Here is a 24799-nt window from a genome sequence, read left to right as displayed (position 1 = left end):
GGTTGCTTTTATCTATTATCGTTTATAATGTCTTTTAACTCCTCGATTGTGAAAGAAGGTTTCTTCTTATGCAACATAGCATGACAATTTGGACAAACTGGTCGTAAATCGTTGATCGGGTCAATTTCGTACTCCTTGCCTATCTGATTTAACTCAATTATATGATGTACGTGTATAAAGCCTTTACCCAATTCTCCGAATACCTTTTCAAAATCAAATCCACAAATGACACAACTAAAACCATAATGCTCTAAACACTTTTTCCTTGCCATGGGATTTCTCTCATAGATGTTGACTGAGACCTTTTTTGTGGCTCCTTCTATATACCTTGTTGGGTTATCAATCTCTTCAGCCATTTGATTATGTCGGATTTCTTTTTCATCATTAAATTCCCAAATAATTTTGACTGGCTTAGTGTCATAAAATTCTTTTACTCTGGCATTTCCTTGGTAAGTAAACAGGGGATTATTACTATCTTCCCGCGTGAAAATATAAATATTACCTTTGGGTTTTAACATAGATTGAATAGAAGCATTTTGTAATGAATGACTATTCTTACCAAACCATTGAAGGTCATCTCCGATAAATTTATTATCGTAATCATGCCCCGTTCTTCCGGCTGAACTTATATTAACAAAGACAAATACGTCATTATTAAATGAAGTATACCCCGTGTTCCAATTCCCGCCCTGTTTACCTTCTGGTACGTTAAAAATCTTGTATATATCTTTTCTTGAGTATTGTTCTCCAATTTTCAAAGGATGTGCATCAGTGTTATGAATCAATGAAGTTATTTTTGTAAATGTTTTTGGATTTAACGGCATTGATGAGGCTTGAAATCCTTTTATTAAGTATTTATCATATTCATCATTTTCAAAGTCTAGATCCTCAAGTAAGATTGGTGAATGCAGCAAATTCTTTATGTATCTAACTGGTACTCGGTAATTGAAATGATCACTTTCTTCATAATAATAATTTTCATCCTTATCAGATGAGTAGACGGGTTTTCCCGTTATTTCTACTACTGCATAAATTCCTCGATTTAATTTTGGTTTACCATTTAACATTTCTTTATTCCGGTTATCATGTCCAACTCTAATAATCCCTTGTTGACCTTCCTTAAACCACTCTTTTTGCCAACTTGTAATGGAAAATGTATCTTCTATTTGGTTTGAACTCAAAAAATCATCAATAGCCCAAACCTTTGGGTTACAGAAAAATGTCCAGAACCCTGTCGGTTTAATGGCTTGTTTTTCTTTTATGTTTAGTGCAACTGTTTTCCCTAAACTCACTTTTAGTTCCCCCATATTCTGTATCTCTTTTTATTATACAGTCTTCCTAACACTATCATCGGAATTTAATGGAGATAGCTACAGCAGAGCAAAATGGTTTCCTATGTAAGCAGTACTGTTGTTCTTGCAATAGTTGGTCCGAAAGGTATTGATAAAGTATCCAAAGTTGCAAAAGCCGGTTCAAAAGTTGCTGCAATTAAGGCACTTGAAGTTTCAAAAACAGGAATAAAAAAAGGTATTGAATACGTTAAAATACCAAATGTTTTTGAACAACATTATGCAATGGCTGGTGGTTCAGGGACTTTTCCTTTCAATGTGATTGATGGAGAGAATTATAAAAGCTCTGCACTTGAAATATTCAAGACCTCATCTACTGTACAAGGATTAAAGAAAGCTAAGCCGCATGAAGTTGTAAACGAATTAAAAACTTTCCAAAGCAGAAAATACACTTTTGGAGGACAATCATTCCTCATTGATAAGCGAGGAATGAAGCATATTTTAGAGCGCCATCATCCTAATTTATGGGATGGTTCAATTAAGTCTCAACAACCTTTTCTCAATAAAGAGATGACTGTTAACGATGTTGCAGATGCGATAGAATCAATTATGAAACAAAACCGTGAAGAGTTAACAAAAAAAGGAACTAAATTTAGTTATCAAATTCGAGGAACATATGAGGGTCAAAAATATGTTGTTGGCTTTCAAAAAGGAAGAGTAGGACAATTCTATCCAGAAAAATAGGAGAGGTAAAATGTTTTATATTGAATCATTAATTCTTAGGCCAAATAAGAAGATAAACGATCTTTCAATCTTAAAAAATAATATTGACGATTACTTTGTTCCACTTAGCAATATAGAGGGACTAAAGAACATAAAACCACAGTTAGACTCTTACTATTTATCTGGGGCGATTATTTTAAAATATGGTGAACAAGATTTGATTGATGTCACTATGTGGGACTTGGTTGATCAATTGTGGGCTTATTTTTTAAATCTAATTGAAGAAGCTATTGAAACAGGAAAAAGCGAAACTTATTTTCCAGATCAACCCCTTCTATTGAAAATGAAATCAATATCGAATGATATGTTGTTATTTGAAATTGACCAAAAACAAAAAGTATTACTACCGAAACTTGTTTTTTTTAAATCACTCTTAAAGAATGCAAAAAGTTTCTTTGAAACTATGAACTTTGTTTTAGAAGAAAACTGTGATTATGAGTATGAACTTAATAAAATTGATGAATTGCAAACCAAAATTAAATGTATGTGAGGTAAAATGTGAATTACTCTAGAGTGAAAAAATTCTTTGATGAGAATAAAGAATATTCAATTCTGGAGGCGTCTTAGATAAACAAATAGATACCAAGAAGTTATAACTCACGTCCTCAAGAATTATTTCTTAAAGATAAGAGTTTTCATTACTTTTTTCATTTTTTTAACATTTAACTTGCGAGAGGAGTTATCAAATGAATCCTTTATTGTTAGATGTGCCTTTACAATTGGAAACAGAAAGACTAATCCTTCGAGCACCACACCAAACAGGAGACGGGAAAATTGTAAACCAAGCAATTAGGGATTCCTTTAGTGAATTAAAAGCGTGGTTGCCATTTGCTCAAAAACTTCCCACTGTTGAAGAAACAGAGATAAATTTAAGACTTGCCTATATAAATTTTCTAAAAAGAGAAAGTTTTCGTTTTCTTATTTTTAATAAAGATACCAAGGGCTTTATTGGAATAACTAGCCTTCAGGGGATTGACTGGGACATACCTAAATGTGAAATTGGATACTGGGGAAATACCACATTTAGCGGGAATGGATATATGATAGAAGCAGTAAAGAAATTAGCTGACTTTGGGTTAAACAATATCAAATTTAGAAGAATTGAAATAAGGTGTGAATCAACAAACCTTAAAAGTCGTGCTATTCCTGAAAAACTTGGGTTTGTATTCGAAGGCACTTTAAGAAATGATGATTTATCCGCAGATGGAAGCAAGCTGACCGACACTTGTTTTTATTCCATAATAAAGTAACATTGTACGCTTAAAATAACGGATGCGTTATTAAAACAAAAAAGGCATAACATATTTTGTACGCTAATATACTATGCCCTTTTTATCTTATTTAACTATATACTTTCGCGGACAAATCAGACCACTTACTTTAAGTAGATGGACAGTTTTAGTCACAAAATATGTTCTGTTCAAAAGACACAAAAAATACCAAGGTACTCTAAACCCTTGGTATCCTTGATGCGGCCGAGAGGACTTGAACCTCCACGGGTTATTCACCCACTAGGCCCTCAACCTAGCGCGTCTGCCATTCCGCCACGACCGCGTGATCATTAAATTGTGTTTGTGCTGGTTTAGTAGGCTCTTAACCTAGTAAAACCGATTTGCGTGCACTTTGTAAATAAAGTGCGGGTGAAGGGACTCGAACCCCCACGTCGTAAGACACTAGATCCTAAGTCTAGCGCGTCTGCCAATTCCGCCACACCCGCAAAAAGACAAATGGTGAGCCATGAAGGACTCGAACCTTCGACCCTCTGATTAAAAGTCAGATGCTCTACCAACTGAGCTAATGGCTCTTACTATTAGATTTCAAAAATAAAAATGGCTGGGCTAGCTGGATTCGAACCAACGCATGACGGAGTCAAAGTCCGTTGCCTTACCGCTTGGCTATAGCCCAACGAAATGGAATGACCCGTACGGGATTCGAACCCGTGTTACCGCCGTGAAAGGGCGGTGTCTTAACCGCTTGACCAACGGGCCGATGGTTGAGAACTTATATCGAAATCTTATGGCGGAGAAGGAGGGATTTGAACCCTCGCGCCGCTTACGCGACCTACACCCTTAGCAGGGGCGCCTCTTCAGCCACTTGAGTACTTCTCCAATATGGCTCCACAGGCAGGATTCGAACCTGCGACCGATCGGTTAACAGCCGATAGCTCTACCACTGAGCTACTGTGGAATAATGAGACAAGACTTATTATATCAGCCTTGATTTTCAGTGTCAAGAGGTAAATATTTTTATTTATCTCTCGTGACGACTTTTATAATGTAACATAGGCTTGCCATATTCGTCAACCTTTTTCACGAAAAAATTCTTTTTATTTTTCCGCGGCATTTTCCGCATCTGTATCTGTCAGGGTTCATGGCGCGCTTCTTTATATACTGTTGGCCGCAGGCCGTACAGATATACATATAAGTTTTTTTGTTTTCCGCTTTTTTCTTAAGGGGTGTACAGAACCTCGGCGCGTTGACCTGCTGCAATAGCATTCTAAAATCTCTGTCTCTGTGCTTGTACCCTTTTCCTTCAAGGTGGAGATGATAATGGCAGAGCTCGTGCTTGATGATGCCGATCAGCTCCTCCCTGCCGTGTTCAATCAGATATTTTCTGTTCAATTCAATGTTATGAGAGGTTAACAGGTACCTTCCGCCCGTGGTTTTAAGCCTGTCATTAAAAAGCGCCTGATGGCGGAACGGCTTTTTAAAATATGTTTTAGAAATATCCTCTGTCAGCTTTTGAAGCTCTATATTATCCATAGTGCACCTCACTTAAAAAACATTGAACGGGACAATTCACCGTTCGCATACAATATGGTAATCACCGTCCCTCTTATGATAAAAGCTGAGGAGGAATGAGCCTATGCCAAATTGGCTTAAAAAGCAGATGCAAAAAGCGTTCCTTGAAAAAGATAATTACCAAATTAAACTGCTGAATCAATGCTGGTATTTCTATAGGAAAAAACACTGCTCGTAAGCAGTGCTTTTATTTTACCATAGACAGCGATACTCTGCCTTTTTGTACATCTACGCCGTCAACCCAAACTGTCACAATATCGCCGACAGATACGACATCAAGAGGATGCTTGACGAATTGATTGCTCAATTTTGAGATATGCACAAGCCCGTCTTGTTTGACTCCAATATCAACAAACGCTCCGAAGTCCACTACATTGCGCACGGTGCCCTGCAGTTCCATTCCCTCTTTCAAATCTTCCAGCTGAAGGACGTCTGTTTTCAGCAAAGGCTTAGGCACCTCATCGCGCGGATCGCGTTCCGGCCTTGTCAGCTGTTCACAAATGTCTTTCAGAGTGATTTCGCCGATTCCCAGCTCTTTTGCCGTTTCAGAAAGCGCCAGCTGATTGATTTTGTCCTTCAATTCCGCCGTGCCGATATGTTCTGTTGAAAGTCCAAGTTTTTTCAAAAGCGCTTTTGTTTCTTTATAGCTTTCCGGGTGAATGCCTGTTCTATCCAAAGGCTCTGTCCCTTCCTGCACTCTTAAGAAACCGATACATTGCTCATAGGTTTTCGCACCGAGCCTTGGGATGTCCTTCAGTTCTTTTCGATTTGAAAACTTTCCGATTTCCTCACGTTTTTTGACAACGTTGCCTGCTACAGACTTCGATAATCCCGCTACATACTGAAGCAGCGCGGCGGAGGCTGTGTTGACGTTTACTCCCACCTGGTTTACGACCGTTTCGACTACAAACCGCAGAGATTCATTTAAGCGTTTTTGGCTGACGTCATGCTGATACTGTCCGACACCAACAGACTTCGGATCGATTTTAACGAGCTCCGCAAGCGGGTCTTGAAGTCTTCGCGCAATAGACACGGCACTGCGCTCTTCAACCTTAAGGTCAGGGAATTCTTCTCGGGCCAGCTCTGAAGCCGAATAGACGCTTGCACCCGCTTCATTGACGATCACATAATAAATTTTGCGCGGCATGTCTTTCAGTACATTGACGATGAATTGTTCTGTTTCTCTGGATGCTGTGCCGTTTCCGATCGCCACCATCTCGACTTGATACTGCTCAAGAATCTTTTTCACTTTTTCATGGGCTTCTTTTGTTTTGTTGACTGGCGCATGCGGATAGATCACATCAATTTTCAAGACTTTTCCAGTCTCATCTGACACAGCGAGCTTACAGCCGGTTCGAAAGGCTGGGTCAACACCGAGAACGGTTTTGCCTTTCATCGGCGGCTGCAAAAGAAGTTTTCTCAAGTTCTCTGAGAAAATATGAATCGCCTGTTCATCAGCTTTTTCTGAGAGCTCTTTCCTGATTTCACGCTCGATTGCCGGCTGGATCAGCCTTTTATAGCTGTCTTCAATTGTCTCCTGCAAAATCTCTTTTACGGATGTTGAGCGATTTTTAATGATTTGTTTTTCTAAATACGCCTTAATGTGATCCGCAGGCGGTTCGATTGATACCTTTAAAATATCTTCTTTTTCGCCGCGGTTCATTGCCAGTACCCTATGCGGAACGACTTTTGCAATTGGCTCTTCATACTCGTAATACATTTCATACACATTTTTCTCATCGGTGTCTGCCGACTTTCCGGCTGCGGACTTAATGGTTCCTCTTTTGAAGGTTTCCTGGCGAATCCACTTTCTGAAGGTCGGCTCGTCTGAAATTTGTTCCGCAATAATGTGCTTGGCGCCTTCAATCGCTTCTTCTCGTGTGAACACTTCTTTTTCTTCGCTGATGTATTGGTCTGCTGTTGCTGCCAGACGATCATCTTGGGGAAGTGTCAGGATATAGTCGGCAAGCGGCTCAAGGCCTTTGCTTTTGGCGACTGTCGCCTTTGTTTTACGTTTTTGTTTATAAGGGCGGTAAAGGTCTTCCACTTCCTGAAGCTTCACCGATTGCTCGATTTTACGTTTTAGATCATCTGTCAGTTTATCCTGCTCTGCAATCAGCCTGATGACTTCTTCTTTTCGCTGATTCAGGTTTTGTATGTATTGCCAGCGTTCAGAAATCGTCTGAATCTGAACCTCATCCATTGAACCCGTCTGCTCTTTTCGATACCGGGCAATAAACGGGACTGTATTGCCGTCCTCAAGCAGGCGGATGACACTTTCAACGTGTTTTTGTGATAAACTTATTTCTTTCGCAATTTGCTGTTTTAAAAGGGCTGACGTTTCCATGTAACCAAAGCCTCCAATTTTGTCGTTCTGTCTCTAGTGTATCAAAAACCGAAAAAAACACATAAAAAAAGACAGCTGACGCTGCCCGTATCTTTACTCATGTTTCAATAGTTCCTGTAATCCGCTCAGAAAATTCTCTTTTTTCATCGCAGCTGCAAAGAAGGCTTGATCAATCTTCTCAACAATTGGCAAAGCCGCTGTTACTTTTTCTCCTCCTGTTTCTGTAAGAGACAGGAGAACCTCTCTTTTATCTTGGGGATTTTTGCTTCTTTCGATAAATCCTTTTTTCTCAAGCGTCCGCACAACCTCCGAAACCATCATGATATTGGTCTGGCTGAAGCTTGCAAGTTTTTTTTGCGTGACGGTTTCTCCGTGAGCAATCATATACTTGCACGAGGTCAGCAGAACAAATTGAACGTGGGTCAGGTCAAACTCAGCCAATGCTTTTCCCACTTTCCGCTGCCAGCTTTGCGTGGCCTGCCATAATAAAAAGCCCGGGCTTGTGTTCGGACCGCTAAATTTAGAGTGCCATTCCACTTATGTTAACTCCCATCGCTTGTGCTATTGTCAAAAAATCTTTTTTGCTTATTTCAAAGTGTCCTCTGCGAAATAAAAAGCCAAGATGCTTGGTTTCCTGAACGAATTCAAGCTTTGATTTAATGTCGTAAAAACCGATTTTATGGCATGGATAATAGTCTATATCTAATCGGTATGGAATAAAATTCGGAGCCATTTGATACGGATAGATGTTTCCGCTTTTTACTTTGCCGATCGCAGTAAAGCTTCGCAGCAGTTTGCCGTCTGGATATGCGTCTCTCGGAGAATAATAAATCAGCCAATCTCCCTCTTTCATTTTGGCGAGCGGGGCTTTTTTTCCATGGCACAGCTGTGCAAAACCGCCGGCAGCGCCTTTTAATACATGCTGCTCTGACACAACGCCGATCCAATAATTTGTGTTCATTTTATCACTCCTCCGCAAAGGTGAACAAGCCTGCTGACAGCCGTCGGCATGTCTTTAGACAGTTCAGTCCCAATGATTTCTCCCCACTTTTTTGCTTCAGCGCCTTCTAATACAATTCCATATGTGATACACAAATCTTCTTTTTGCTTTTGAAGCACGTGAAAAAACTCCATTTTTACATTGCTATGCGGGCATGTTGACCATGACAGAAAACGCCCGATGTTTCTCCACATGCTCAAGCCATAAGAGAATTGTTTTTCCTTGCAGAAGCAATGTTCCTTCCGTTCCATTTTGAAATTGTCCTTTCAAAGAATCTGATGCAATACCCGTCTCCCATTGATCCATTGTTTCTGTTTCCTGATAACAGTTCCAGGTTTTCCCACATCCGCATCAGCTATCGCTGTGTATTCATAATTCCACATCCATAAGCTCCCAGAATGATAAGTTCACTTATTAATTATAATAAGCGCACTTATTAATAGTCAACCGCAAAAAAAAAGAAGCCGGATGTCCAGCTTCTTTTTCTGGTTTTTTAGGACAGCTGTCCGAGAATATAGGTCAGGTCATCTTTTCTCGATGTCGTATACATTTTCAGCGAATTCGATATTTCTTCTACCGATTGGCCTTTTTTTAAATGGGAGCGGATATCAGGTACGTTGAGTCCATCTGTATGTATAATGAACTTTGAACCCTTTTCATAGGTGGCGGTGTGCGTTTTGTATTTTTGCGGCTTGCCTGATAAATAGCCCGAAATCGGCAGAGGATAAAAGCTTTCACCAGACGGGGAATGCAGAATAAACCGTACATTTCCGACAGAGCAGTACGTAAACTGCCTTTGCTCAAAATTGATTTTCAGGATAGATGCTGTAGCGCCTCTTTTGTTTTTCATCGCCTGATTACAGCGTTCGATAATTGTTTCTACGTCTTCACTCGCATAGTTTTCCACTAAGTCTTTGATGGCTGCAGAGGATTCGTTAGCAAGTGATCCGCTTCCCAGTCCGTCAGCAACCGCGCAAATTAACTCCTTATCATCAGCTTTCATAAAAAAGCTGTCACCGCAAATCGATTTCCCTTCTTTATTCAGTTGATATACTAGAGTTTGAATATGCTCATTTTCTTCAACCTGGATCATTACATTAACTCCATCGAGGGATCTTCAATCAAGGCCTCTCTGAGCTTCTTCACAGCTTTGCGCTGCAAGCGCGAGACGTGCATTTGAGATATACCGAGAATGTCCCCAGTTTCTTTTTGGCTTTTGTTTTGAATATACGTAAGGTCTATGATTTGTTTTTCACGATCTGAAAGGACATGAAGCACGCTTTGCAGCATCAATTGCTGGTTGACCCGCTCATATCCGTCCTCCTGTGATCCGACGATATCAAGAATCGTGACGGTGCTTCCGTCCGAATCCGCTTCAATGCTGTGGTCAACGGATAAGGCTTGGTAGCTTTTGCCCATTTCCATCGTTTCAAGAACCTCTTCTTCAGAAACATCGAGGAATTCGGCAATCTCTTCTACTTTCGGCGATCTTTGTGTTTCAGTGGTCAGCTGATCAACCGCCATTTTGATTCTTGGACCCAGTTCTTTAATTCGTCTCGGCACATGAACGCTCCATGTTTTATCTCTGAGGAAACGTTTAATTTCACCGATGATTGTCGGAATTGCAAAAGCTTCAAACGATTTGCCGACAACAGGATCGTATCGCTTAATCGCGCCTAGCAGCCCGATCATGCCGACCTGGCGGAGATCCTCGTGGAAGCTTTTGCCTTTTGAATATTTTTTCGCAAGCATGTCAACCAGATTTGTATACACCCGCACAAGCGTTTCCTGCGCCTGTTCATCTTGCTTTGTTTGGTAATCGCTTATGAGCCGATCGACTTCATCTTTAGTTAGTTTCGTAGTTTTTGATGGTTGTGTCATGATCAACTCGCTCCCCATTTAAATACTTTGTCATCGCTACGGTGACGCCGGAGTGGTTTTGCACTCTGACTTCATCCATGAGCGTTTCCATTAAATATAGACCGAGCCCTCCTTCTGATAATTGATCAACTGTGTGCGAAGGTGTGTACGGCCCTAGATCCTGCTGCTTTTGATCAAAGTCAAAGCTGTCTCCTTCATCCGCCACAATAATCTCTAAACGGTCTTCAAACACACCGAATCGTATTGACACTTCCCCAGTTTTATCTTCTTTGTAAGCGTGCTGAACCGCATTTGTGCACGCCTCGCTGACTGCGATTTTCAAATCTTCAATTTCATCGTACGTATAGCCCATTCTGCTTGCGACCCCTGATAGCGTCAGTCTTATAATTCCAACATATTCAGGTTGGGCCGGCACTTTCATTTCGATGTAATCAACATTATTCTTCATTGCACTCCACCTTCTGACTTTGCAGAAATATCAATGATGTCCTTCAAGCCTGTAATGTCAAACAGTCGGATCAGCCGGTCAGAAAGATTTTCAAGTTTCAGCGAACCGCCTTGTTTTTTCACCATTTTAAAGGTCCCTACAAAAACGCCCAATCCGGTACTGTCCATGTAGCTGACATCTTTCAGGCAAATTCTTAAGTCAGCTCCTTGTTCTGCCAGAGGAACGAGCTTCTCTCTGAGCACCGGGGCTGAGTATACATCAATTTCTCCTGCAATGTTTACTTGTATATCATTCTCGTTTTGCTTCACATCAACATTTATATTCATTCGTATCACCTCAAATTTTCCTTCAAATCACTAATCACTAGTTGCTTTATACCCTCGTCTGGCAGACGTTAAACCTTTCTCCGCAAAACAATTAACGTAAAATCATCGTGAAGCTGAAAATCCTGCAATTTGAGGAGGCTGTCATAAATGTTTTTGACCATTTCCTGCGCGGAGGAACACATATGTTCCTCAATGAGCTTCTGCAGATCAGGACGCTCCAAGAAACCGTTTTCCGTTCTGCATTCTGTGACGCCATCAGAAAATAAAACAATCATATCGCCCTTTTCCAGATGCTGATCGAATTGTTTGTAGTCATAGTCCTGCGAGATGCCGAGAACGAGTCCTTTGGCCTCTAAATCGTAAAACGTGTTGTCCTTTTGAGAATAATAGAATCCCGGTTCATGTCCCGCTGAAGCATATGTAAATTGATGATTGTCCATATTATAATTCGCATAAAACATCGTAATAAACATACTGGCATCAACGTTTTGTTCAACAACACGATTCAAATTTTTCAGCACTTGAGAAGGGTGTATGCCCGTTTCCGGCAAAGAGTCCATCGCGTATTTAATCATGGACATGCATAAAGCCGCTGGAATGCCTTTTCCGATCACGTCCGCGATTGCGATATTGATGGATTCCTTGTCTTTGACAAAGTGGTAGTAATCACCGCTCATCTGTTTAGCGGGAACACTGATGGCGCCGATATCCAGCGCTTCCTCCTGAGGAACTTTAGTTCCGAGCAGCGTCTGCTGGACATTTGCCGCGATTTCAATTTCTGATTTGATTTCCTGCTGTATCCCTCTAAGGGTTTGATGCTCCTGATAAGCCATTCCATAACCAATCATGACTTCTATTAAAAAATCCAGCGAATGAAACACATCTTCCGGGAGACTTGGATACAGCTCCTTCAGCACTTTTCTGTGAATGCTGATGATTTCTTCCGGAGGAATTTGGTGCTCGATTGTTTTTCGGCTGAATTTTTGGGCTTGATATAAAGATGTTTCTGTTAATTCGGCTATATATCGGCTAAGCAGCTGATGATACCGCTGCTCAATAACCTCCCTAAAATCCACGTTCTTACCTCCTACCGAAGCCATTTGATGGCTTGTATCTCTGTTCCTTCCCCCGCTACGGAATTTAAGCTGAATTCATCCATCAGCCTTTTGACCCCAGGAAGTCCCGCACCAAGTCCTCCAGACGTTGAAAACCCGTCTTCCATGACTTTTCGGATATCAGGAATTCCCGGCCCTTGGTCTTCCGCTATGATTTTCAGGCCTTTTTTTCCTCTGTCTGCGACCTGTTCAATTCCAATCTGCCCTTTGCCGGCATATAAATAAATATTCCTGGCTAATTCTGAAATAGCCGTTGTAATTCTAGCCTGGTCTACCGTGCCGAAACCCAGTTCTTTCGCAACGTTTCGTCCCAGCTGTCTGGCGGCCACAATATCCCATTCTGTCATGATTTTTACACAGGATTGGTCGTTCATTCGCTATTCCCCCAATTCCCGCTTCAATGTCTCAAGCCCCTGCTCTAAGTCGAGCGCAGTTTCGATTTCCTCAAGCGCGATTCCAAGTTCAATCAGCGTCACTGCCACAGCGGGCTGAATGCCGGTCAAGACGACTTTAGCCCCCATTAACTTAGACATTGTAATGACGTCGCCCAGCACTTTCGCGATAAATGAATCAATCATATCCACAGATGTCAGGTCAATGACGACTCCGTTAGCACCTGTTTCGTATATTTTATTTAATAAGTCTTCTTGAAAAGTTAATGCTGTCTGGTCATCAAGTTCCCATTGAATGGATACTAATAAGCAATTATACAGTTTCAAGATCGGGATTTTCGGATGTCTCAAAATGTTATTCCCCCAATGAAACGATTTTTCGATCCGTCATTTCCAATGCTGTTTGAATTCCTTTTTGCAGGGTATTCTTAGTTATAACTTGGGATAAATCAATCCCCAAATTGACGATTGTTTGAGCAATTTCCGGACGGATTCCGGCCAGCAGGCATTTTGCTCCGACAAGCCTTACAGCTTCTGATGCCTGAATAATATGATGGGCAACCATCGTATCGACGACAGGGACACCTGTAATGTCAATCAGCACGACTTGGGAACGGTGTTTGACGACGCCATTAAGAAGGTTTTCCATAATTCGTTTCGCGCGTTCGGTATCAATTGTTCCGACAAGAGGCATCACAGTGATATTTTCAAACACCGGGATAAGCGGCGCAGACAGCTCTTGCAGCGCGATTTTTTGCAGGGATACTGTTTTTTCCCATGAGATTGAGTATTGATTAAAAATTTCTGTGTTAATCGGGCTGAAAAAGCGGTCAATCTGCCAGATTAATTCCGTGCTCTCTTGATCTGGCAATCTCTTATCATTCATTTTCGTGTAGAGACGCTTCCAGAATTCAGCAAGCGCAGTAGCCAAAAACTTCATAGACAGTCCGATTTGGACCGCTCGAAGCGCCAGTTCGCTGATTTGGCTTTCAGCAGCATTTTCGTCCTTAACAGACAGCAGCAGAATGTCGATATATTCTTTAGATATATTTTCATACACTTGGTCAGTCAGCTGATAGGATTCTTGCTCGCTTAATTCTTTTAGTGTGTCAGTCCACAGTTGGAGCAGTTCATTTTGATTTTCGGCAATGAACTGGTATACAGTCTGGTTCGACATCAAATTCGCTTACCTCCCAATAAAAAACAACATATTTTTTCGTTATTTCACTATTATATCGTTTATGTTTTTTGAAAACAAAAAAAGTTGCTCTATTTGAGCAACCTGCAAATATGTCTAAAAATCAATGAGTGCCAAACTGATTTGTAAGGCTTCATCAACCTTATCCATCATTTCATCATCCAGATGAGTAATCTTATCCGTTAACCTTTGCTTGTCAATCGTCCGAATTTGCTCCAGCAAAATAACGGAATCTCTTTCAAAACCGTAGCGTTTTGCATCGATTTCGACGTGGGTTGGTAATTTCGCTTTCTGTATTTGTGCTGTTATGGCTGCAACAATAGCAGTTGGGCTGAAGCGATTTCCGATGTCATTTTGGATCACTAAAACCGGGCGCACCCCGCCTTGCTCTGAGCCAACAACAGGAGATAAATCAGCAAAATAAACATCGCCGCGTTTCACAATCAAATGATTATCCTCCGCTGACTAAGCGCTCAACTGTCGTTTCAGCCTCGCACTCCGCAAAGTGAGCCTCAGAAGAAATATTCAGGTTGATTTTCGCCATTTCCATATAGCCGCGTCTCATCAAATCACGGTTGTGACGAGTTGTTCGTTCGCTGACATACGCTCTCACTGCTTGTGATATCAGTTCGTTTCTGCTTCGTTTCTCCCGCATCGCTACACCATCCAATTCAGCTACTAGGTTTTCGGGCAAGCTGATTTTCATTTCGGTTCTTGCGCTGGATTCAGACAAAAAACATACACCTCCACCAAACTTACGGATACGACTCTTTTATCCATCCAGTGATAATGATACCATTATTCACTCTTCAAGCAAAGCTGTTTTATGAATTCTCCATTTAGGTAAGTTAATTGCTTGTATTTACCTGCAATAAAGGATTTCTTACTTCCATTATACTCCCATTTTCCAAAAACATACGGGGAACACGGGAACTTATTGTACAGGCCACCTCATAGTTAATGGTTTCGAGCCTTCCTGCAATCTCATCCATGGAAATATATTCATCCCCCTGCCGGCCTATTAATGTGACTTTTGTGCCCGGCGGATATTCCTGATCCAGCTCCACCATAAATTGGTCCATGCAAATTCTGCCGGAAATTTTCAAGCGTTTTCCCTTCACAAGGATGTCAGTCCCTTTCAATTTTCGGAGCCAGCCGTCCGCATAGCCTACAGGCACCGTCCCGATCCATGTTTCTTTTTCTGCTGTGTACTCGGCTCCGTAGCTGACGCTCTCGCCTTTTCTGATCAGTTTGACATGCGACAGCGTCGAATGCAGGGTAAATGCCGGACGCAGCTGAAACGGTATCTCGTCCGAAATGTCAGCAGACGGGCGAAGGCCATACATGCCGATGCCGAATCTGACTGCATTAAAAAAGCCTTTTTTCAGCCGGAGTCCGGCGGCGCTGTTCGCGCAGTGGACCATCAGATTCTTTAACGGCAGCGGAGCAATCAGCTCTTTAAAACGCTCAAACTGCATTAAGAAATAGCCTCTTTCTTTTTCATCCGCTGTCGCAAAATGGGTAAATACCCCTTTGCACTTTAAACGAGGGTTGCGGTCAAGAATGGCCATCACGTTCTGAACTTCTTCCTCTGTTTTTACACCAAGTCTGTTCATCCCCGTATCGACCTTCAGATGAAAATGAAGAGAACCTTTTTTCGTGTGGCGGGCTGCCTCCTGAAGCCATTCAACAGAATAACCTGTTAAGGTCACGTCATACTCAGCAGCGATTGCAACATACTCCGGGGGAACCGCGCCAAGCACCAATATAGGCGCCTTCAATCCCTTTTTGCGCAGTGAAATCGCTTCATCCAAAATGGCCACGGCCAAGCATGAAGCACCTGCGTCAAGAGCAGCCTTTGCTGTTTCTGCATCACCATGCCCGTAGGCGTTTGCTTTCACAACTGCCATCAGGTGGACATGTTCACCGATATGTTTTTTCATATTGCTGACATTTTCCTTTATCGCGGACAAGTCAATTTCCGCCCACGTATCTCTGTAAAAAGGTTTTGTGCTCATTACGACACTTCCTAGCTTTTATTCAATATCATTTACATATCATACTAAAATTAAAGGCTAAAGGGAAACGATGTCTAACGAAAAAAAGGCCAAATCATGTTTGGCCTTTGGCGGTTATTTCGATGATTGTCCCTGCATGCTTTTCGCTACTGTCACCATTTCCTCTTTAGAAAGATCTTTAGAAGAGAGAAGGTAATCTACGCCGTCATATGTCCATGATAATGATGCATCCGACAGGGCGCCGATGGTGTAGCCGAGATTTACCGGTTCGCCGTTCAGCGTAACGGAGGAGGAAGCCTTGGCAATCTGGGCTTTTTCCTGAATTAACGTAAATGATTTTTCTCCTCCGTACGTCATGATGATGCGCTTCCCGTCTTCAGTAGATATATCTTTTTCTTCAAGCAGCTTGACGCCAAGCGGCAGTTCCAGCGGCGTTTTGACCGCAAATGTATCGGAAGGCTTCGCGCTTGTGGCGACATCCATTTGAGAAAGAGTCATATTTTTCTTTTCGTCAAATGATTCTTTATCAAATTGTTTATTAAATTCAAAGCTGCTGAATTCTACTTTGACCATCACTTTCCGGTCAGTATCCATCACCTTGACAGATGACGGGCTCATATCTTTTTTGTTAAATGTGATTTCTTGCGTGGGCAGCATTTTGTTATGCTGATAGTTTGTTTTTGTTTCAAATACGTATTTCTTTTCTTTCGCTGTGAAAACTGCATCCGAATCGTTTTGAACATCCTTTACGAGCGATTCAAACAGATAAACCTGGCTGCTGTTGTTCGGCCAATCGCTTTGAAATCTGAAGCTCTTATTTAAAGACGGCGTGAGAACGAATACTCCGTTTTCATTTCGTAAAATGACTTGGTTTTGGTCCTTTTTCGGATTTTCTAAATAAACCCTGTACAGAGACGGCTTTTTGTGCCAGATTTCCACATTGTATACTTGAGGCTCACTCCCTGTCTCGATGGTCATTTTCGCTTTTGCTTTGTACGAGGTGTATTCTTTCGCCTTTTCATCTAACCCGGCCACAATATCTTGCTGTGTTTTTTGCCCGCAGGCAGAAAGAATAAGAACAGCAAGCAGTCCCGTTAAAAGCAAAACAAAGCTTTTTCTCACCTTTTTCAACCCCTTTTTCTCAATTGATGTAAAAGGAAGAAATCGCTTGTTTGACTTTAACGGTACGCTCGGTACACGTTTAGGCAGAACAGATGCGTACCATAAAAGCCTCAAACAACTTGTCTCCCTTAATGCACTATCAAATATATGAGTGGGGTTTCCCTAATATGCAGACTAGCTTGACAACCTTTCAATCACAACCTGCGCGGCAGCGTATTCTTTTGTATGAGTGATTGATACGTGAACGGCTGCCTGGCTCAGTTTCGTGCAAATGATATAGGGCTTGCCATTTTGGTCTTTCCTAATTTCAATGTCCTGAAAGCTGAGCTGTCTCCCAATGCCGGTGCCAAATGCTTTCGAGAAAGCTTCTTTTGCCGCGAATCTGCCCGCGAGAAATTCGATTTTTCTTTTCTCTGAAAGCTCATAGTATTGGTCAAGCTCGCTTCGCGTCAAAATCCGCTCGGCAAACCTTTTCTGGCGCCCAGCCATAGAGGCGATCCGTTTAAGCTCGGTAATGTCCAGCCCAATGCCGTAAATCATGTATGATAACCTCCTTTGCGTACGTACTATTTAAATGGTTTGTCTCATAAACGTGTTACTATAGATATACCAAAATGAAGAAAAGGGGCTCGGAATGTTTATACGGACTGAAAATTTTCAAACATTTATCAGGCTTTACCCCGTTGTCACCTTTATATTGGCTTTGCAAGCTGTTCTCTGGCTGTTTTTTTCACTTCCTGCCCATTCAGTCGTGTTATGGAGGGATACCGTCACAGGCTATAATCTAGGTGTCGCAAACGGTGAATGGTGGCGGCTTATCACACCGATTTTGCTGCACGCCGGTTTCACACATCTGCTGTTTAATTCCATGTCCATCTTTTTATTTGCCCCGGCTTTGGAACGCATGCTGGGAAAAGCGCGTTTCCTTCTTGTATACGCCGGCTCCGGCATCATCGGCAATATCGGCACTTATGTTACAGAGCCGCTTGATTACGTGCATGTCGGGGCTTCAGGCGCCATTTTCGGGCTATTTGGCGTATACCTGTTTATGGTTCTTTTTCGCAATGAGTTAATTGGGCAGGAGCATTCCAAAATGATCATCACACTGCTCGCATTTGCCATTCTCATGTCGTTTATCAACTCCAATATTAACATGATGGCCCATCTGTTTGGACTATGCGGCGGGTTTCTTCTTTCGTTTTTATGCGTGCAAAAAAAAGCGCGGCGGTATTAACCGCCGCTTCAGATTGTTGACAAAATCCTAAAATGGTTTTCATTTTAGGATTTTGTCATCTTTTCAGCGTGATTGAAAACCCTTGAAGTCTAGGAAGGACGAGCATAGGAGCGGAGCGAATGTTCTAATTCGTGAGCACCGAATCGCAGTCCTGACAACGAATGCGAGGGTTTGCCGACACGCTGGAGCGGCGGTATTAACCGTCCGCTTTTTCATATGAGTACCACTTTAAAATGAAGGCTGCATCCTCTTCACCTACATCCCTCACCGTTAATTCTTCCATATGGCTCGATGATTTCACCGAAGTAGAAATGGTATACAAGCGGCCTTTCTTTTGGAAATAGGATTGGCTGAACTTGCAGACCTGCATTCGTTTTTTCAGTACAATGGCGGTTGTTCTGCCTATAAATCTAGACGTCAGCTGAAGACGGTCCCCGTTGATCGTCCATGCAGCCTCTTTATACGCGAGATAGCCGAAGAGCAATTCTATCGGCAGCAGGATCACTGACAGATAGCCCCATGGCTGAAAGAAGATACATAACGGGATGATCAAAAAGAGTGAAAAAATGACAGAACGGAACAAATAGCGTTTCAACGCGCGCCGCGGCAGGCGGCGGCAGTTTTCTTCCAGCGTATATTCCGGTGTAAATGTTCGGAGCATGTGCGGAAGCTTTTTTTTATGAATCATTGGAAAGAGAATGGTCAAAGCGCCTTCTTCTTTTTCCCGGTCGCCGCCTCCTGCGCTGACGATGGACACCGTTACAAAGCCGAAAAGCTGGCGAATGATATTTTCTTTGATTTTAATGGCTTGTATTTTTCGCAGCGGAATCGTGACTTGATGTTTTTCAATAATTCCCCTTGAAATCACCAGTTCCTGTTCTTTTTTTATGATTTGAAAGTTTGCGTATCTAAACATCATGCCCGCGATACTGAAAATCCAGGCGATAAATAAACCGATAAAAATGAGTACCGCGTAAATACCAATACTGGCGTGCTGAAGGAAGGAAAACTTATCGAATAACCAATCCATTGGCAGCACTTCATCAAGCTGGGAAATAAGTGCAAATACAGCTGAGATAATGACTCCGATTCCGCCGGAGGTAGAAGCGGCCATGAGCAATTCTTTCGCGTTCATGCGATAGTGCTCTTGCACCTCAACGACCGGAACCAACTCCTCTTCAGCTTCAAGCCATTCTTCATCAAGTTCATTTTCTCGTCTTTGCGCTTTTTTCTTAAAGACAGCTTCTTTGATGCGTTCGGCTTCTTCAACAGAAATAGCAGAAAGAACGGCTTCTGCCTCCTTGCCTCCGCCTGCTGTTTCAATTTGCAGCTTCACAAGCTTAAAGATTTGCTGGACAAGGCCCGCGCTCGTATTCATTGTTTGAATCCGATCAATCGATATGTATCGTTTTTTCGTAACAAATAAGCCTTCTTCAATTCTAAATTCATCATCTTCAATTCGATAGGTAAACCTTCTCCATTTGATGATGCTTGCCGCTACAAGCCAGATGAACAGCACACCGAGCGCAATAGCCCCGTAAAAACGGACAGTATGGTTTGAATTGACAATATACACAAAAAAGAATGGCAGAATGATATTTTTTATCGTTTGAATAATGGTATGGCATAAATTCAAAATGACTGCTGCCGGGTGCAGGCGTTTCGGTTCAGACATCATCGTCAGTCACCCTCGCCAGACGGGAAATGGAGTCTCTCAGCCGATCCGCTTCCTCCATCTCTAAAGCGGGGATCGAATGAACGGTCGCGGCCGTGGAAATTTTCACCGTTGCCAGGTTGTATTTTTTTAATAATGGCCCTTGTGACGTATCGACGTGCTGAACTCTGACCATCGGAACAATCACACGTGTCACCACAAAAATACCTGACTGAATATCTATTTCATGTTCATGGACTTCATATCGCCACACCTTATGACGGACCTTCGGAATGATAAAGACCGTCACAATCGATCCCAGCAGCCAAACAGCGCCGAGCACGCCGCTGATCCAGTACGGCCAATGAAAATAATAGCTTAACACTGCAACTGCAATGACAATAAGTAAGCAAACAGCGGATATGATGATCTCTTGAAGTCGCCAAACCTTTAATCCGTCTGGACTGATTTGGTTTTTTGGCTGCTCTCTCAAAAATACCTACCTCCCTTTTTTTCGTCGTTATTTATACGTCTCTTTTACAGAAAGGTTTCATTCTTAAGCATACAGAGAAAAATGGCTTCCGTCAGCTGAAAGTTTGCTGAATAACAAATCGCGAACATAAAAAAGCCCAAAACATCATGTTTTGGGCTCTCGATCGATCAAATTAGTAAGATTTTTTCTGGCGTCTGTCACCTGAAGAACGGCGATCGTTTGAACGCTTTTTGTCATAGGAAGAACGGTTGTTGCTTTTCCCTTTTCCGCCGCGGTAGCCGCCGCCTTGACCGTCTCTGCGTTTAGAAGAGCGCTGGTTCTTGTAGCGTTTGCTGACCATCGGCGCTTCGTCTGTTAAGCGAACCGGTGTGTCGTCTGGCTCTTTTGTAGCCATTTTGATAGCCGCCGCAACCACTGTTACTGCATCATGATCTTCAAGCAGCTCAGCTGCCGCTGTCATGTAGAAGTTCAGGTTGTTTTCACTGATTGTTGTGCGAAGACGTTCAACAGTAACCTGTTGCTGGCCTTCTAACGCTTCATCAAGTGTAGGCTCCTTCATGCGGTCCATTTTGCGTTTTGTTGTTTGTTCAATTGCGCGAAGCATGCTTTTCTCACGCGGTGTAATGAACGTCATCGCCATACCTGTTTTTCCTGCACGGCCCGTTCTTCCGATACGGTGAACGTAGCTTTCAGGATCTTGAGGCACGTCGAAGTTGTATACGTGTGTAACACCTGAGATATCAAGTCCGCGAGCGGCAACATCAGTTGCGACTAGAACTTCGATTGCGCCTTCTTTAAATTTACGAAGCGCAACCATACGTTTCGCCTGCGTTAAGTCACCGTGAATTCCTTCAGCTGCATATCCGCGAAGGTTCAGGGCTTCTGCCAGCTCATCGACACGGCGTTTTGTACGTCCGAATACGATCGCAAGCTCAGGAGACTGAATGTCAAGAAGGCGAGTCAGTGTATCGAATTTTTTGCGTTCTTGCACTTCCAAATAGAACTGCTGAATGTTAGAAACCGTCATTTCTTTCGCTTTTACTTTTACGTGTTCCGGCTCAGTCATAAAGCGCTCTGCAATGCGTTTGATCGGCGCAGGCATTGTGGCAGAGAACAGAAGTGTCTGATGCTCGCTTGGCACGTTTGAAAGGATAGATTCAATATCGTCAATGAATCCCATGTTCAGCATTTCATCCGCTTCATCCATTACAACGGTATTTACGTTGTTTAAACGAATTGTGCGGCGGTTGATGTGGTCAAGAAGACGGCCAGGTGTTCCGACAATAATATTCGGATTCTTCTTTAACGCCCGGATTTGCCGTCCAATATCCTGTCCGCCGTAAATAGGAAGAACCTTCGCACGTTTATCTTGTCCGATTTTATACAATTCTTCAGATACTTGAATGGCTAATTCACGGGTTGGCGCGATTACGATTGCTTGAATATTAGGAGACTCGGGGTTAATTTTTTCAACAAGGGGTATACCAAACGCAGCTGTTTTACCTGTACCTGTTTGCGCTTGTCCAATGACGTCTTTATTTGAAAGTCCGAGCGGTATCGTTTGTGCCTGAATCGGTGTTGCTTCTTCAAATCCCATACGATTAATTGCTTTCATGAGATCAGAACTTAAATTAAAATCTTGAAACGTTATAGTCAAATTATTCAAACTCCTTCTAATTGCTGTTTCAGTAATGTCGTGATTTACCACTTATAAAACTGCCCTTTAGACAAGAAGGACAGGATCCATCCGTATACAAAGCCCGAATTACTTTAAGTTTTATCTTACCATTACACTATTTGTTTTTCAATAAGATGAGAAGCAGATCGGCATCTCGAATATGCCGGCTGCTGCTCCATCCGCTCCCAAGAATCCAGCGGAGAACTTCGGGTCACGATGAAAAGTCCGGACGAATATGTTCGTATCGCGAAATAACCTATATATATTGTATCATAGCCGCAGCCGGCCAGATATACATAATTTTCGGCCGGCATACATTAGTGTTTGCATATCATGTTATTTTATGATGCAATATGCGTTTTTTCGCAAAATATTTTCTTATGAAAGCGGGCTCTCTATTAAATCTTTAACGATTTCTTCAAGCTTCATACCTCTGGACGCTTTGAATAAAATCAAATCGCCTTTTGATGCGTTTTCCTTCACAGCTTGGAGGAGATCTTTTTTCTCAGTGTAATGGCTGACGCGGTCTTTCTCAAAGTGTTTCAGGGCGCCTTCCGCGATAAAAGCTCCCAGTTTTCCGTACGTAAAGACGCGGTCAATTTTCTCAGGGCTGATCACAGCGCCGCACTCTTTATGGAACGTTTCTTCAAGATCGCCGAGTTCAAGCATATCACCGAGCACGAGCATTTTTTTGCCGTAGCCTTCAAGGCTTTCTGTCAATTGAATGGCAGCTTTCATAGAAGTCGGGCTCGCATTATAAGCGTCATTGATTATCGAAAGGCCGCTGTCTGTTTTGATGAGTTCAAGCCTCATCCCGGTTACCTTTAGGCCGCTCAGTCCTTTTGCCGCATCCTCAGGCGCGATGCCAAAATAAGCCCCTGCAGCAATTGCAGCCATGGCGTTCATCACATTGTGCTTGCCGAGTATTGGAATAAAAAACGTGTTTTCTATCCCTTTGATTGTAAAATGGGTTCCTTCCTCACTCTGGCTGACATCCTGAAGCTGATAATCATTATGCGTTCCCGTACCGTACGTTTTCGTCTGGCAGCTGTATGCATTTTGAAGAAGCGGTTCGTCCCCGATATAAATCAGCACTCCGTCTTCTTTAAGCCCGTTTATGATTTCAAGCTTCGCCTCCGCGATGCCCTCTCTAGAGCCGAGGTCTTGCATATGCGATTCGCCGATATTCGTAATCACTGCCGCATCCGGGTTTGCCAGTCGGCTCAAGAGGTCAATTTCTCCTTTGGCGCTCATTCCCATCTCCAATACGGCGATCTCCGTATTTTCAGGCATCGCTAAAACCGTCAGCGGCAAACCGATATGATTATTGAAGTTTCCTCCAGTTTTGTGGACACGGTACTGGGTCCCCAATACGGCGTGAATCATATCTTTTGTTGTCGTTTTGCCATTGCTTCCGGTTACTCCGATGACACGCGTGCCAAGCTCCTGCAAATAGGCTTTTGCAAGTTGCTGAAGTGCAGTAAGGGTATCGTCCACTAAAATGACGGCGTGATTCTCGGGCGGATTTGGTACTGACCGATCCCAAAGAACAGCCGCTACACCAGCTTCAAAAGCCTGCTCCACAAAAGAGTGGCCGTCAAAACGTTCCCCTTTCAGCGGAATGAAGAGCTGATGTTGTTCCAGTTTTCTTGTATCGGTTGCCACTCCATGAATGACTGTTTGTTCATATTGCGGATTTGTTAGTGTGCCTTTAACCATTTCGGCAATGTTTTTTACTGTTCGCTTAATCAAGTAAGGTCCCTCTCTTTCTTTTGTATATACGGGAAAAAACACTGCCCTTTTACCGGCAGTGTCCTTCTTCATTAGAATGTATGCTTAATCAATTGTTTTTCAGCGTGGCGTTCTTTTGCAAACTCCACAAGCTGTTCAATCAGCTCAGCATATTCCACTCCGGCTTCTTTCCAGAGCAGCGGGAACATGCTGAAAGGTGTAAAGCCAGGCATTGTGTTGACTTCATTGATCAGAACTTCGCCGTCAGCTGTCAGGAAAAAGTCCGCTCTGACGAGTCCTGAACCATCGATCGCTTTAAACGCTTTGATCGCCATATCACTGATTGTTGCGTATTCCTCATCAGTCACAATCGCCGGAATCATCAGATCAGTATCTCCATCCTCATATTTCGCTTTGTAATCGTAGAAATCTGTCTTCGGTGCGATTTCTCCCACAACAGAGCATTTAGGATCATCATTTCCAAGAACGCCGATCTCAATCTCGCGGCCGTTAATTCCTTCTTCAACGACGACTTTGCGATCATATTGGAAAGCAAGCTCAAACGCTTTTTGCAGTTCTTCACGGTTTCGGCATTTGCTGATTCCGACACTTGAGCCGAGGTTCGCCGGTTTTACGAAGCAAGGGTAGCCTAATTCCTGTTCAACCTGCTCACAGCTTTCTTTCGGAGAACGAGTCCAGTCTTTCTTAAGGAAAGCTGCGTATTTAGCCTGAGCAAGGCCGGCCTGAGCAAATAAATGTTTCATGACAACTTTATCCATGCCGGCTGAGGAAGCAAGCACTCCGTTGCCGACATAAGGAATGTTCAACAGCTCGAGCATTCCCTGGATCGTACCGTCTTCTCCGTTCGGTCCGTGGAGGAGCGGGAATACGACGTCGATGGCTTCATTTTGCTGTGACGCTTCCTGCGGAAACATCTCCTGGTTCAGGGCAGCTGGAGAAAAAGCACTGCCTCCTTGCTCAAATTGAAGCATTTTCACGTTTGAAACAGGTTCAGTTAAACGGGCGCCTCTAACCCATTCGCCTTTTTCTGTTATATAAATCGGATGTATATCAAACTTCTCAGTATTTAGCGCTTTGATTACAGCCAGAGCTGTCTGCAGGGAAACATTATGTTCTGCCGACTTTCCTCCGTACACTAATCCTAGACTTGTTTTCAATGGATACTCCCCCCACTACAATTCATCTTTACTATCTTATCATTTTCACCGGAAAATGATCTAATTATTTTTGGGCATGCTGATGTTGAATGCATTTGTATGTAATTCCTT

General features: G+C 42.7%; 31 protein-coding genes and 7 tRNA genes. 5 read left to right on the top strand and 33 right to left on the bottom strand.

All coding sequences use genetic code 11. From position 1 onward, the window contains the following. Positions 1–8 precede the first annotated feature (8 nt). Positions 9–1307, bottom strand: coding sequence for a DUF3427 domain-containing protein (locus tag KXZ66_RS22500; protein WP_249848376.1), 1299 nt, complete (start codon positions 1305–1307; stop codon positions 9–11). Between the two features lie 78 nt (positions 1308–1385). Between KXZ66_RS22500 and KXZ66_RS02695 the strand changes: the two genes are divergently transcribed. From KXZ66_RS02695 to KXZ66_RS02685, 3 genes are all read left to right on the top strand, one after another. Next, a complete protein-coding gene (locus KXZ66_RS02695) occupies positions 1386–2033 on the top strand; it encodes a hypothetical protein (RefSeq protein ID WP_257475327.1) in 648 nt (215 codons plus the stop codon). A 10-nt stretch (positions 2034–2043) separates the two neighbouring features. Then, positions 2044–2562 carry a hypothetical protein gene (locus KXZ66_RS02690; RefSeq protein WP_161986440.1) on the top strand — a complete coding sequence of 173 codons (519 nt, stop codon included), beginning with the start codon at positions 2044–2046 and terminating at the stop codon, positions 2560–2562. A gap of 196 nt (positions 2563–2758) precedes the next feature. Beyond that, positions 2759–3322, top strand: a complete 564-nt coding sequence (locus KXZ66_RS02685; protein ID WP_122895049.1) for a GNAT family N-acetyltransferase — start codon at positions 2759–2761, stop codon at positions 3320–3322. A 220-nt stretch (positions 3323–3542) separates the two neighbouring features. Here KXZ66_RS02685 and KXZ66_RS02680 read toward each other — a convergent pair. From KXZ66_RS02680 to KXZ66_RS02645, 8 genes are all read right to left on the bottom strand, one after another. Beyond that, positions 3543–3626, bottom strand: a tRNA-Leu gene (locus KXZ66_RS02680). Between the two features lie 81 nt (positions 3627–3707). Continuing rightward, positions 3708–3789, bottom strand: a tRNA-Leu gene (locus tag KXZ66_RS02675). An 11-nt stretch (positions 3790–3800) separates the two neighbouring features. Further along, positions 3801–3876, bottom strand: a tRNA-Lys gene (locus KXZ66_RS02670). A gap of 26 nt (positions 3877–3902) precedes the next feature. Further along, positions 3903–3977 (bottom strand) — tRNA-Gln (locus tag KXZ66_RS02665). Positions 3978–3988: 11 nt separating this feature from the next. Next, a tRNA-Glu gene (locus tag KXZ66_RS02660) sits at positions 3989–4060 on the bottom strand. A 29-nt stretch (positions 4061–4089) separates the two neighbouring features. Further along, positions 4090–4180, bottom strand: a tRNA-Ser gene (locus KXZ66_RS02655). Between the two features lie 4 nt (positions 4181–4184). Next, positions 4185–4259 (bottom strand) — tRNA-Asn (locus tag KXZ66_RS02650). 122 nt (positions 4260–4381) lie between these two features. Beyond that, on the bottom strand, positions 4382–4834 hold the full coding sequence (locus tag KXZ66_RS02645) for a SprT family protein (RefSeq protein ID WP_003234309.1): 453 nt from the start codon (positions 4832–4834) through the stop codon (positions 4382–4384). Positions 4835–4937: 103 nt separating this feature from the next. On the opposite strand from KXZ66_RS02645, the gene cmpA reads away from it, so the two are divergent. Beyond that, entirely contained in the window at positions 4938–5051 is a 114-nt protein-coding gene (gene cmpA / locus KXZ66_RS02640) for a cortex morphogenetic protein CmpA (protein WP_003225207.1), read from the top strand. Positions 5052–5060: 9 nt separating this feature from the next. Here the strand turns inward: cmpA and KXZ66_RS02635 are convergent, their stop codons facing one another. The 19 genes from KXZ66_RS02635 to acpS all read right to left on the bottom strand — a co-directional run bounded on the left by KXZ66_RS02635 (position 5061) and on the right by acpS (position 17260). Then, positions 5061–7220 carry a Tex family protein gene (locus tag KXZ66_RS02635; RefSeq protein ID WP_085186786.1) on the bottom strand — a complete coding sequence of 720 codons (2160 nt, stop codon included), beginning with the start codon at positions 7218–7220 and terminating at the stop codon, positions 5061–5063. Positions 7221–7313: 93 nt separating this feature from the next. After that, positions 7314–7757, bottom strand: coding sequence for a MarR family winged helix-turn-helix transcriptional regulator (locus KXZ66_RS02630; protein WP_014475883.1), 444 nt, complete (start codon positions 7755–7757; stop codon positions 7314–7316). Continuing rightward, complete coding sequence (locus KXZ66_RS02625) at positions 7741–8181, bottom strand: EVE domain-containing protein (RefSeq protein ID WP_003246529.1); 441 nt, start codon at positions 8179–8181, stop codon at positions 7741–7743. The genes KXZ66_RS02630 and KXZ66_RS02625 overlap by 17 nt, the downstream gene beginning before the upstream one ends. Beyond that, positions 8178–8414, bottom strand: coding sequence for a hypothetical protein (locus KXZ66_RS02620; protein WP_228394539.1), 237 nt, complete (start codon positions 8412–8414; stop codon positions 8178–8180). The genes KXZ66_RS02625 and KXZ66_RS02620 overlap by 4 nt, the downstream gene beginning before the upstream one ends. Then, positions 8365–8526, bottom strand: a complete 162-nt coding sequence (locus KXZ66_RS22495) for a hypothetical protein (protein WP_003246653.1) — start codon at positions 8524–8526, stop codon at positions 8365–8367. Before KXZ66_RS22495 ends, KXZ66_RS02620 begins: the two co-directional genes overlap by 50 nt. Beyond that, positions 8487–8603 (bottom strand): hypothetical protein, encoded by a 117-nt coding sequence (locus tag KXZ66_RS02615; protein WP_120027795.1) that lies wholly within the window; start codon positions 8601–8603, stop codon positions 8487–8489. The genes KXZ66_RS22495 and KXZ66_RS02615 overlap by 40 nt, the downstream gene beginning before the upstream one ends. 110 nt (positions 8604–8713) lie before the next feature. Continuing rightward, positions 8714–9313, bottom strand: a complete 600-nt coding sequence (gene rsbX, locus KXZ66_RS02610; protein WP_021481701.1) for a phosphoserine phosphatase RsbX — start codon at positions 9311–9313, stop codon at positions 8714–8716. Further along, complete coding sequence (sigB, locus tag KXZ66_RS02605) at positions 9313–10101, bottom strand: RNA polymerase sigma factor SigB (protein WP_003246715.1); 789 nt, start codon at positions 10099–10101, stop codon at positions 9313–9315. The genes rsbX and sigB overlap by 1 nt, the downstream gene beginning before the upstream one ends. Continuing rightward, positions 10067–10549: an anti-sigma B factor RsbW gene (gene rsbW, locus KXZ66_RS02600; RefSeq protein ID WP_021481702.1), complete on the bottom strand. Its 483-nt coding sequence runs from the start codon at positions 10547–10549 to the stop codon at positions 10067–10069. The genes sigB and rsbW overlap by 35 nt, the downstream gene beginning before the upstream one ends. Then, a complete protein-coding gene (gene rsbV / locus KXZ66_RS02595) occupies positions 10546–10875 on the bottom strand; it encodes an anti-sigma factor antagonist RsbV (protein ID WP_014475877.1) in 330 nt (109 codons plus the stop codon). The genes rsbW and rsbV overlap by 4 nt, the downstream gene beginning before the upstream one ends. A 68-nt stretch (positions 10876–10943) precedes the next feature. Then, positions 10944–11951, bottom strand: coding sequence for a phosphoserine phosphatase RsbU (rsbU, locus tag KXZ66_RS02590; RefSeq protein WP_014478900.1), 1008 nt, complete (start codon positions 11949–11951; stop codon positions 10944–10946). A gap of 11 nt (positions 11952–11962) precedes the next feature. Next, the gene (gene rsbT / locus KXZ66_RS02585; RefSeq protein ID WP_003225192.1) at positions 11963–12364 is read right to left on the bottom strand and encodes a serine/threonine-protein kinase RsbT; all 402 of its coding nucleotides are present in this window, start codon (positions 12362–12364) and stop codon (positions 11963–11965) included. Between the two features lie 3 nt (positions 12365–12367). Beyond that, complete coding sequence (rsbS, locus tag KXZ66_RS02580) at positions 12368–12733, bottom strand: RsbT antagonist protein RsbS (protein WP_003225190.1); 366 nt, start codon at positions 12731–12733, stop codon at positions 12368–12370. A gap of 4 nt (positions 12734–12737) precedes the next feature. Beyond that, the gene (gene rsbRA / locus KXZ66_RS02575) at positions 12738–13562 is read right to left on the bottom strand and encodes an RsbT co-antagonist protein RsbRA (protein ID WP_009966610.1); all 825 of its coding nucleotides are present in this window, start codon (positions 13560–13562) and stop codon (positions 12738–12740) included. Between the two features lie 114 nt (positions 13563–13676). Then, on the bottom strand, positions 13677–14027 hold the full coding sequence (gene ndoA, locus KXZ66_RS02570; protein WP_003156187.1) for a type II toxin-antitoxin system endoribonuclease NdoA: 351 nt from the start codon (positions 14025–14027) through the stop codon (positions 13677–13679). Positions 14028–14031: 4 nt separating this feature from the next. Beyond that, positions 14032–14313 carry a type II toxin-antitoxin system antitoxin EndoAI gene (gene endB, locus KXZ66_RS02565; RefSeq protein WP_003225183.1) on the bottom strand — a complete coding sequence of 94 codons (282 nt, stop codon included), beginning with the start codon at positions 14311–14313 and terminating at the stop codon, positions 14032–14034. Between the two features lie 115 nt (positions 14314–14428). Continuing rightward, positions 14429–15598 carry an alanine racemase gene (gene alr, locus KXZ66_RS02560; RefSeq protein WP_219144776.1) on the bottom strand — a complete coding sequence of 390 codons (1170 nt, stop codon included), beginning with the start codon at positions 15596–15598 and terminating at the stop codon, positions 14429–14431. A gap of 114 nt (positions 15599–15712) precedes the next feature. Further along, entirely contained in the window at positions 15713–16729 is a 1017-nt protein-coding gene (locus KXZ66_RS02555; protein ID WP_003234282.1) for a LolA family protein, read from the bottom strand. A 165-nt stretch (positions 16730–16894) separates the two neighbouring features. Continuing rightward, complete coding sequence (acpS, locus tag KXZ66_RS02550; RefSeq protein WP_015252768.1) at positions 16895–17260, bottom strand: holo-ACP synthase; 366 nt, start codon at positions 17258–17260, stop codon at positions 16895–16897. Between the two features lie 94 nt (positions 17261–17354). On the opposite strand from acpS, the gene KXZ66_RS02545 reads away from it, so the two are divergent. After that, positions 17355–17954, top strand: coding sequence for a rhomboid family intramembrane serine protease (locus tag KXZ66_RS02545; protein WP_219144775.1), 600 nt, complete (start codon positions 17355–17357; stop codon positions 17952–17954). 196 nt (positions 17955–18150) lie between these two features. Here the strand turns inward: KXZ66_RS02545 and KXZ66_RS02540 are convergent, their stop codons facing one another. The 5 genes from KXZ66_RS02540 to KXZ66_RS02520 all read right to left on the bottom strand — a co-directional run bounded on the left by KXZ66_RS02540 (position 18151) and on the right by KXZ66_RS02520 (position 24688). Continuing rightward, complete coding sequence (locus tag KXZ66_RS02540) at positions 18151–19632, bottom strand: PH domain-containing protein (protein WP_021481704.1); 1482 nt, start codon at positions 19630–19632, stop codon at positions 18151–18153. Next, positions 19622–20101 (bottom strand): PH domain-containing protein, encoded by a 480-nt coding sequence (locus tag KXZ66_RS02535; RefSeq protein WP_003234318.1) that lies wholly within the window; start codon positions 20099–20101, stop codon positions 19622–19624. The genes KXZ66_RS02540 and KXZ66_RS02535 overlap by 11 nt, the downstream gene beginning before the upstream one ends. 172 nt (positions 20102–20273) lie before the next feature. Continuing rightward, complete coding sequence (gene cshA, locus KXZ66_RS02530) at positions 20274–21758, bottom strand: degradosome RNA helicase CshA (protein ID WP_003246685.1); 1485 nt, start codon at positions 21756–21758, stop codon at positions 20274–20276. Between the two features lie 399 nt (positions 21759–22157). Then, entirely contained in the window at positions 22158–23531 is a 1374-nt protein-coding gene (murF, locus tag KXZ66_RS02525; protein ID WP_077671303.1) for a UDP-N-acetylmuramoyl-tripeptide--D-alanyl-D-alanine ligase, read from the bottom strand. Between the two features lie 71 nt (positions 23532–23602). Next, positions 23603–24688, bottom strand: coding sequence for a D-alanine--D-alanine ligase (locus KXZ66_RS02520; RefSeq protein ID WP_077671277.1), 1086 nt, complete (start codon positions 24686–24688; stop codon positions 23603–23605). Between the last annotated feature and the right edge of the window lie 111 nt (positions 24689–24799).

It is taken from the genome of Bacillus sp. LJBS17 (assembly GCF_019334685.1).
GTDB classification, from domain to species: Bacteria; Bacillota; Bacilli; order Bacillales; family Bacillaceae; genus Bacillus; species Bacillus subtilis.
This window is presented reverse-complemented; position numbering and strand designations above follow the sequence as displayed.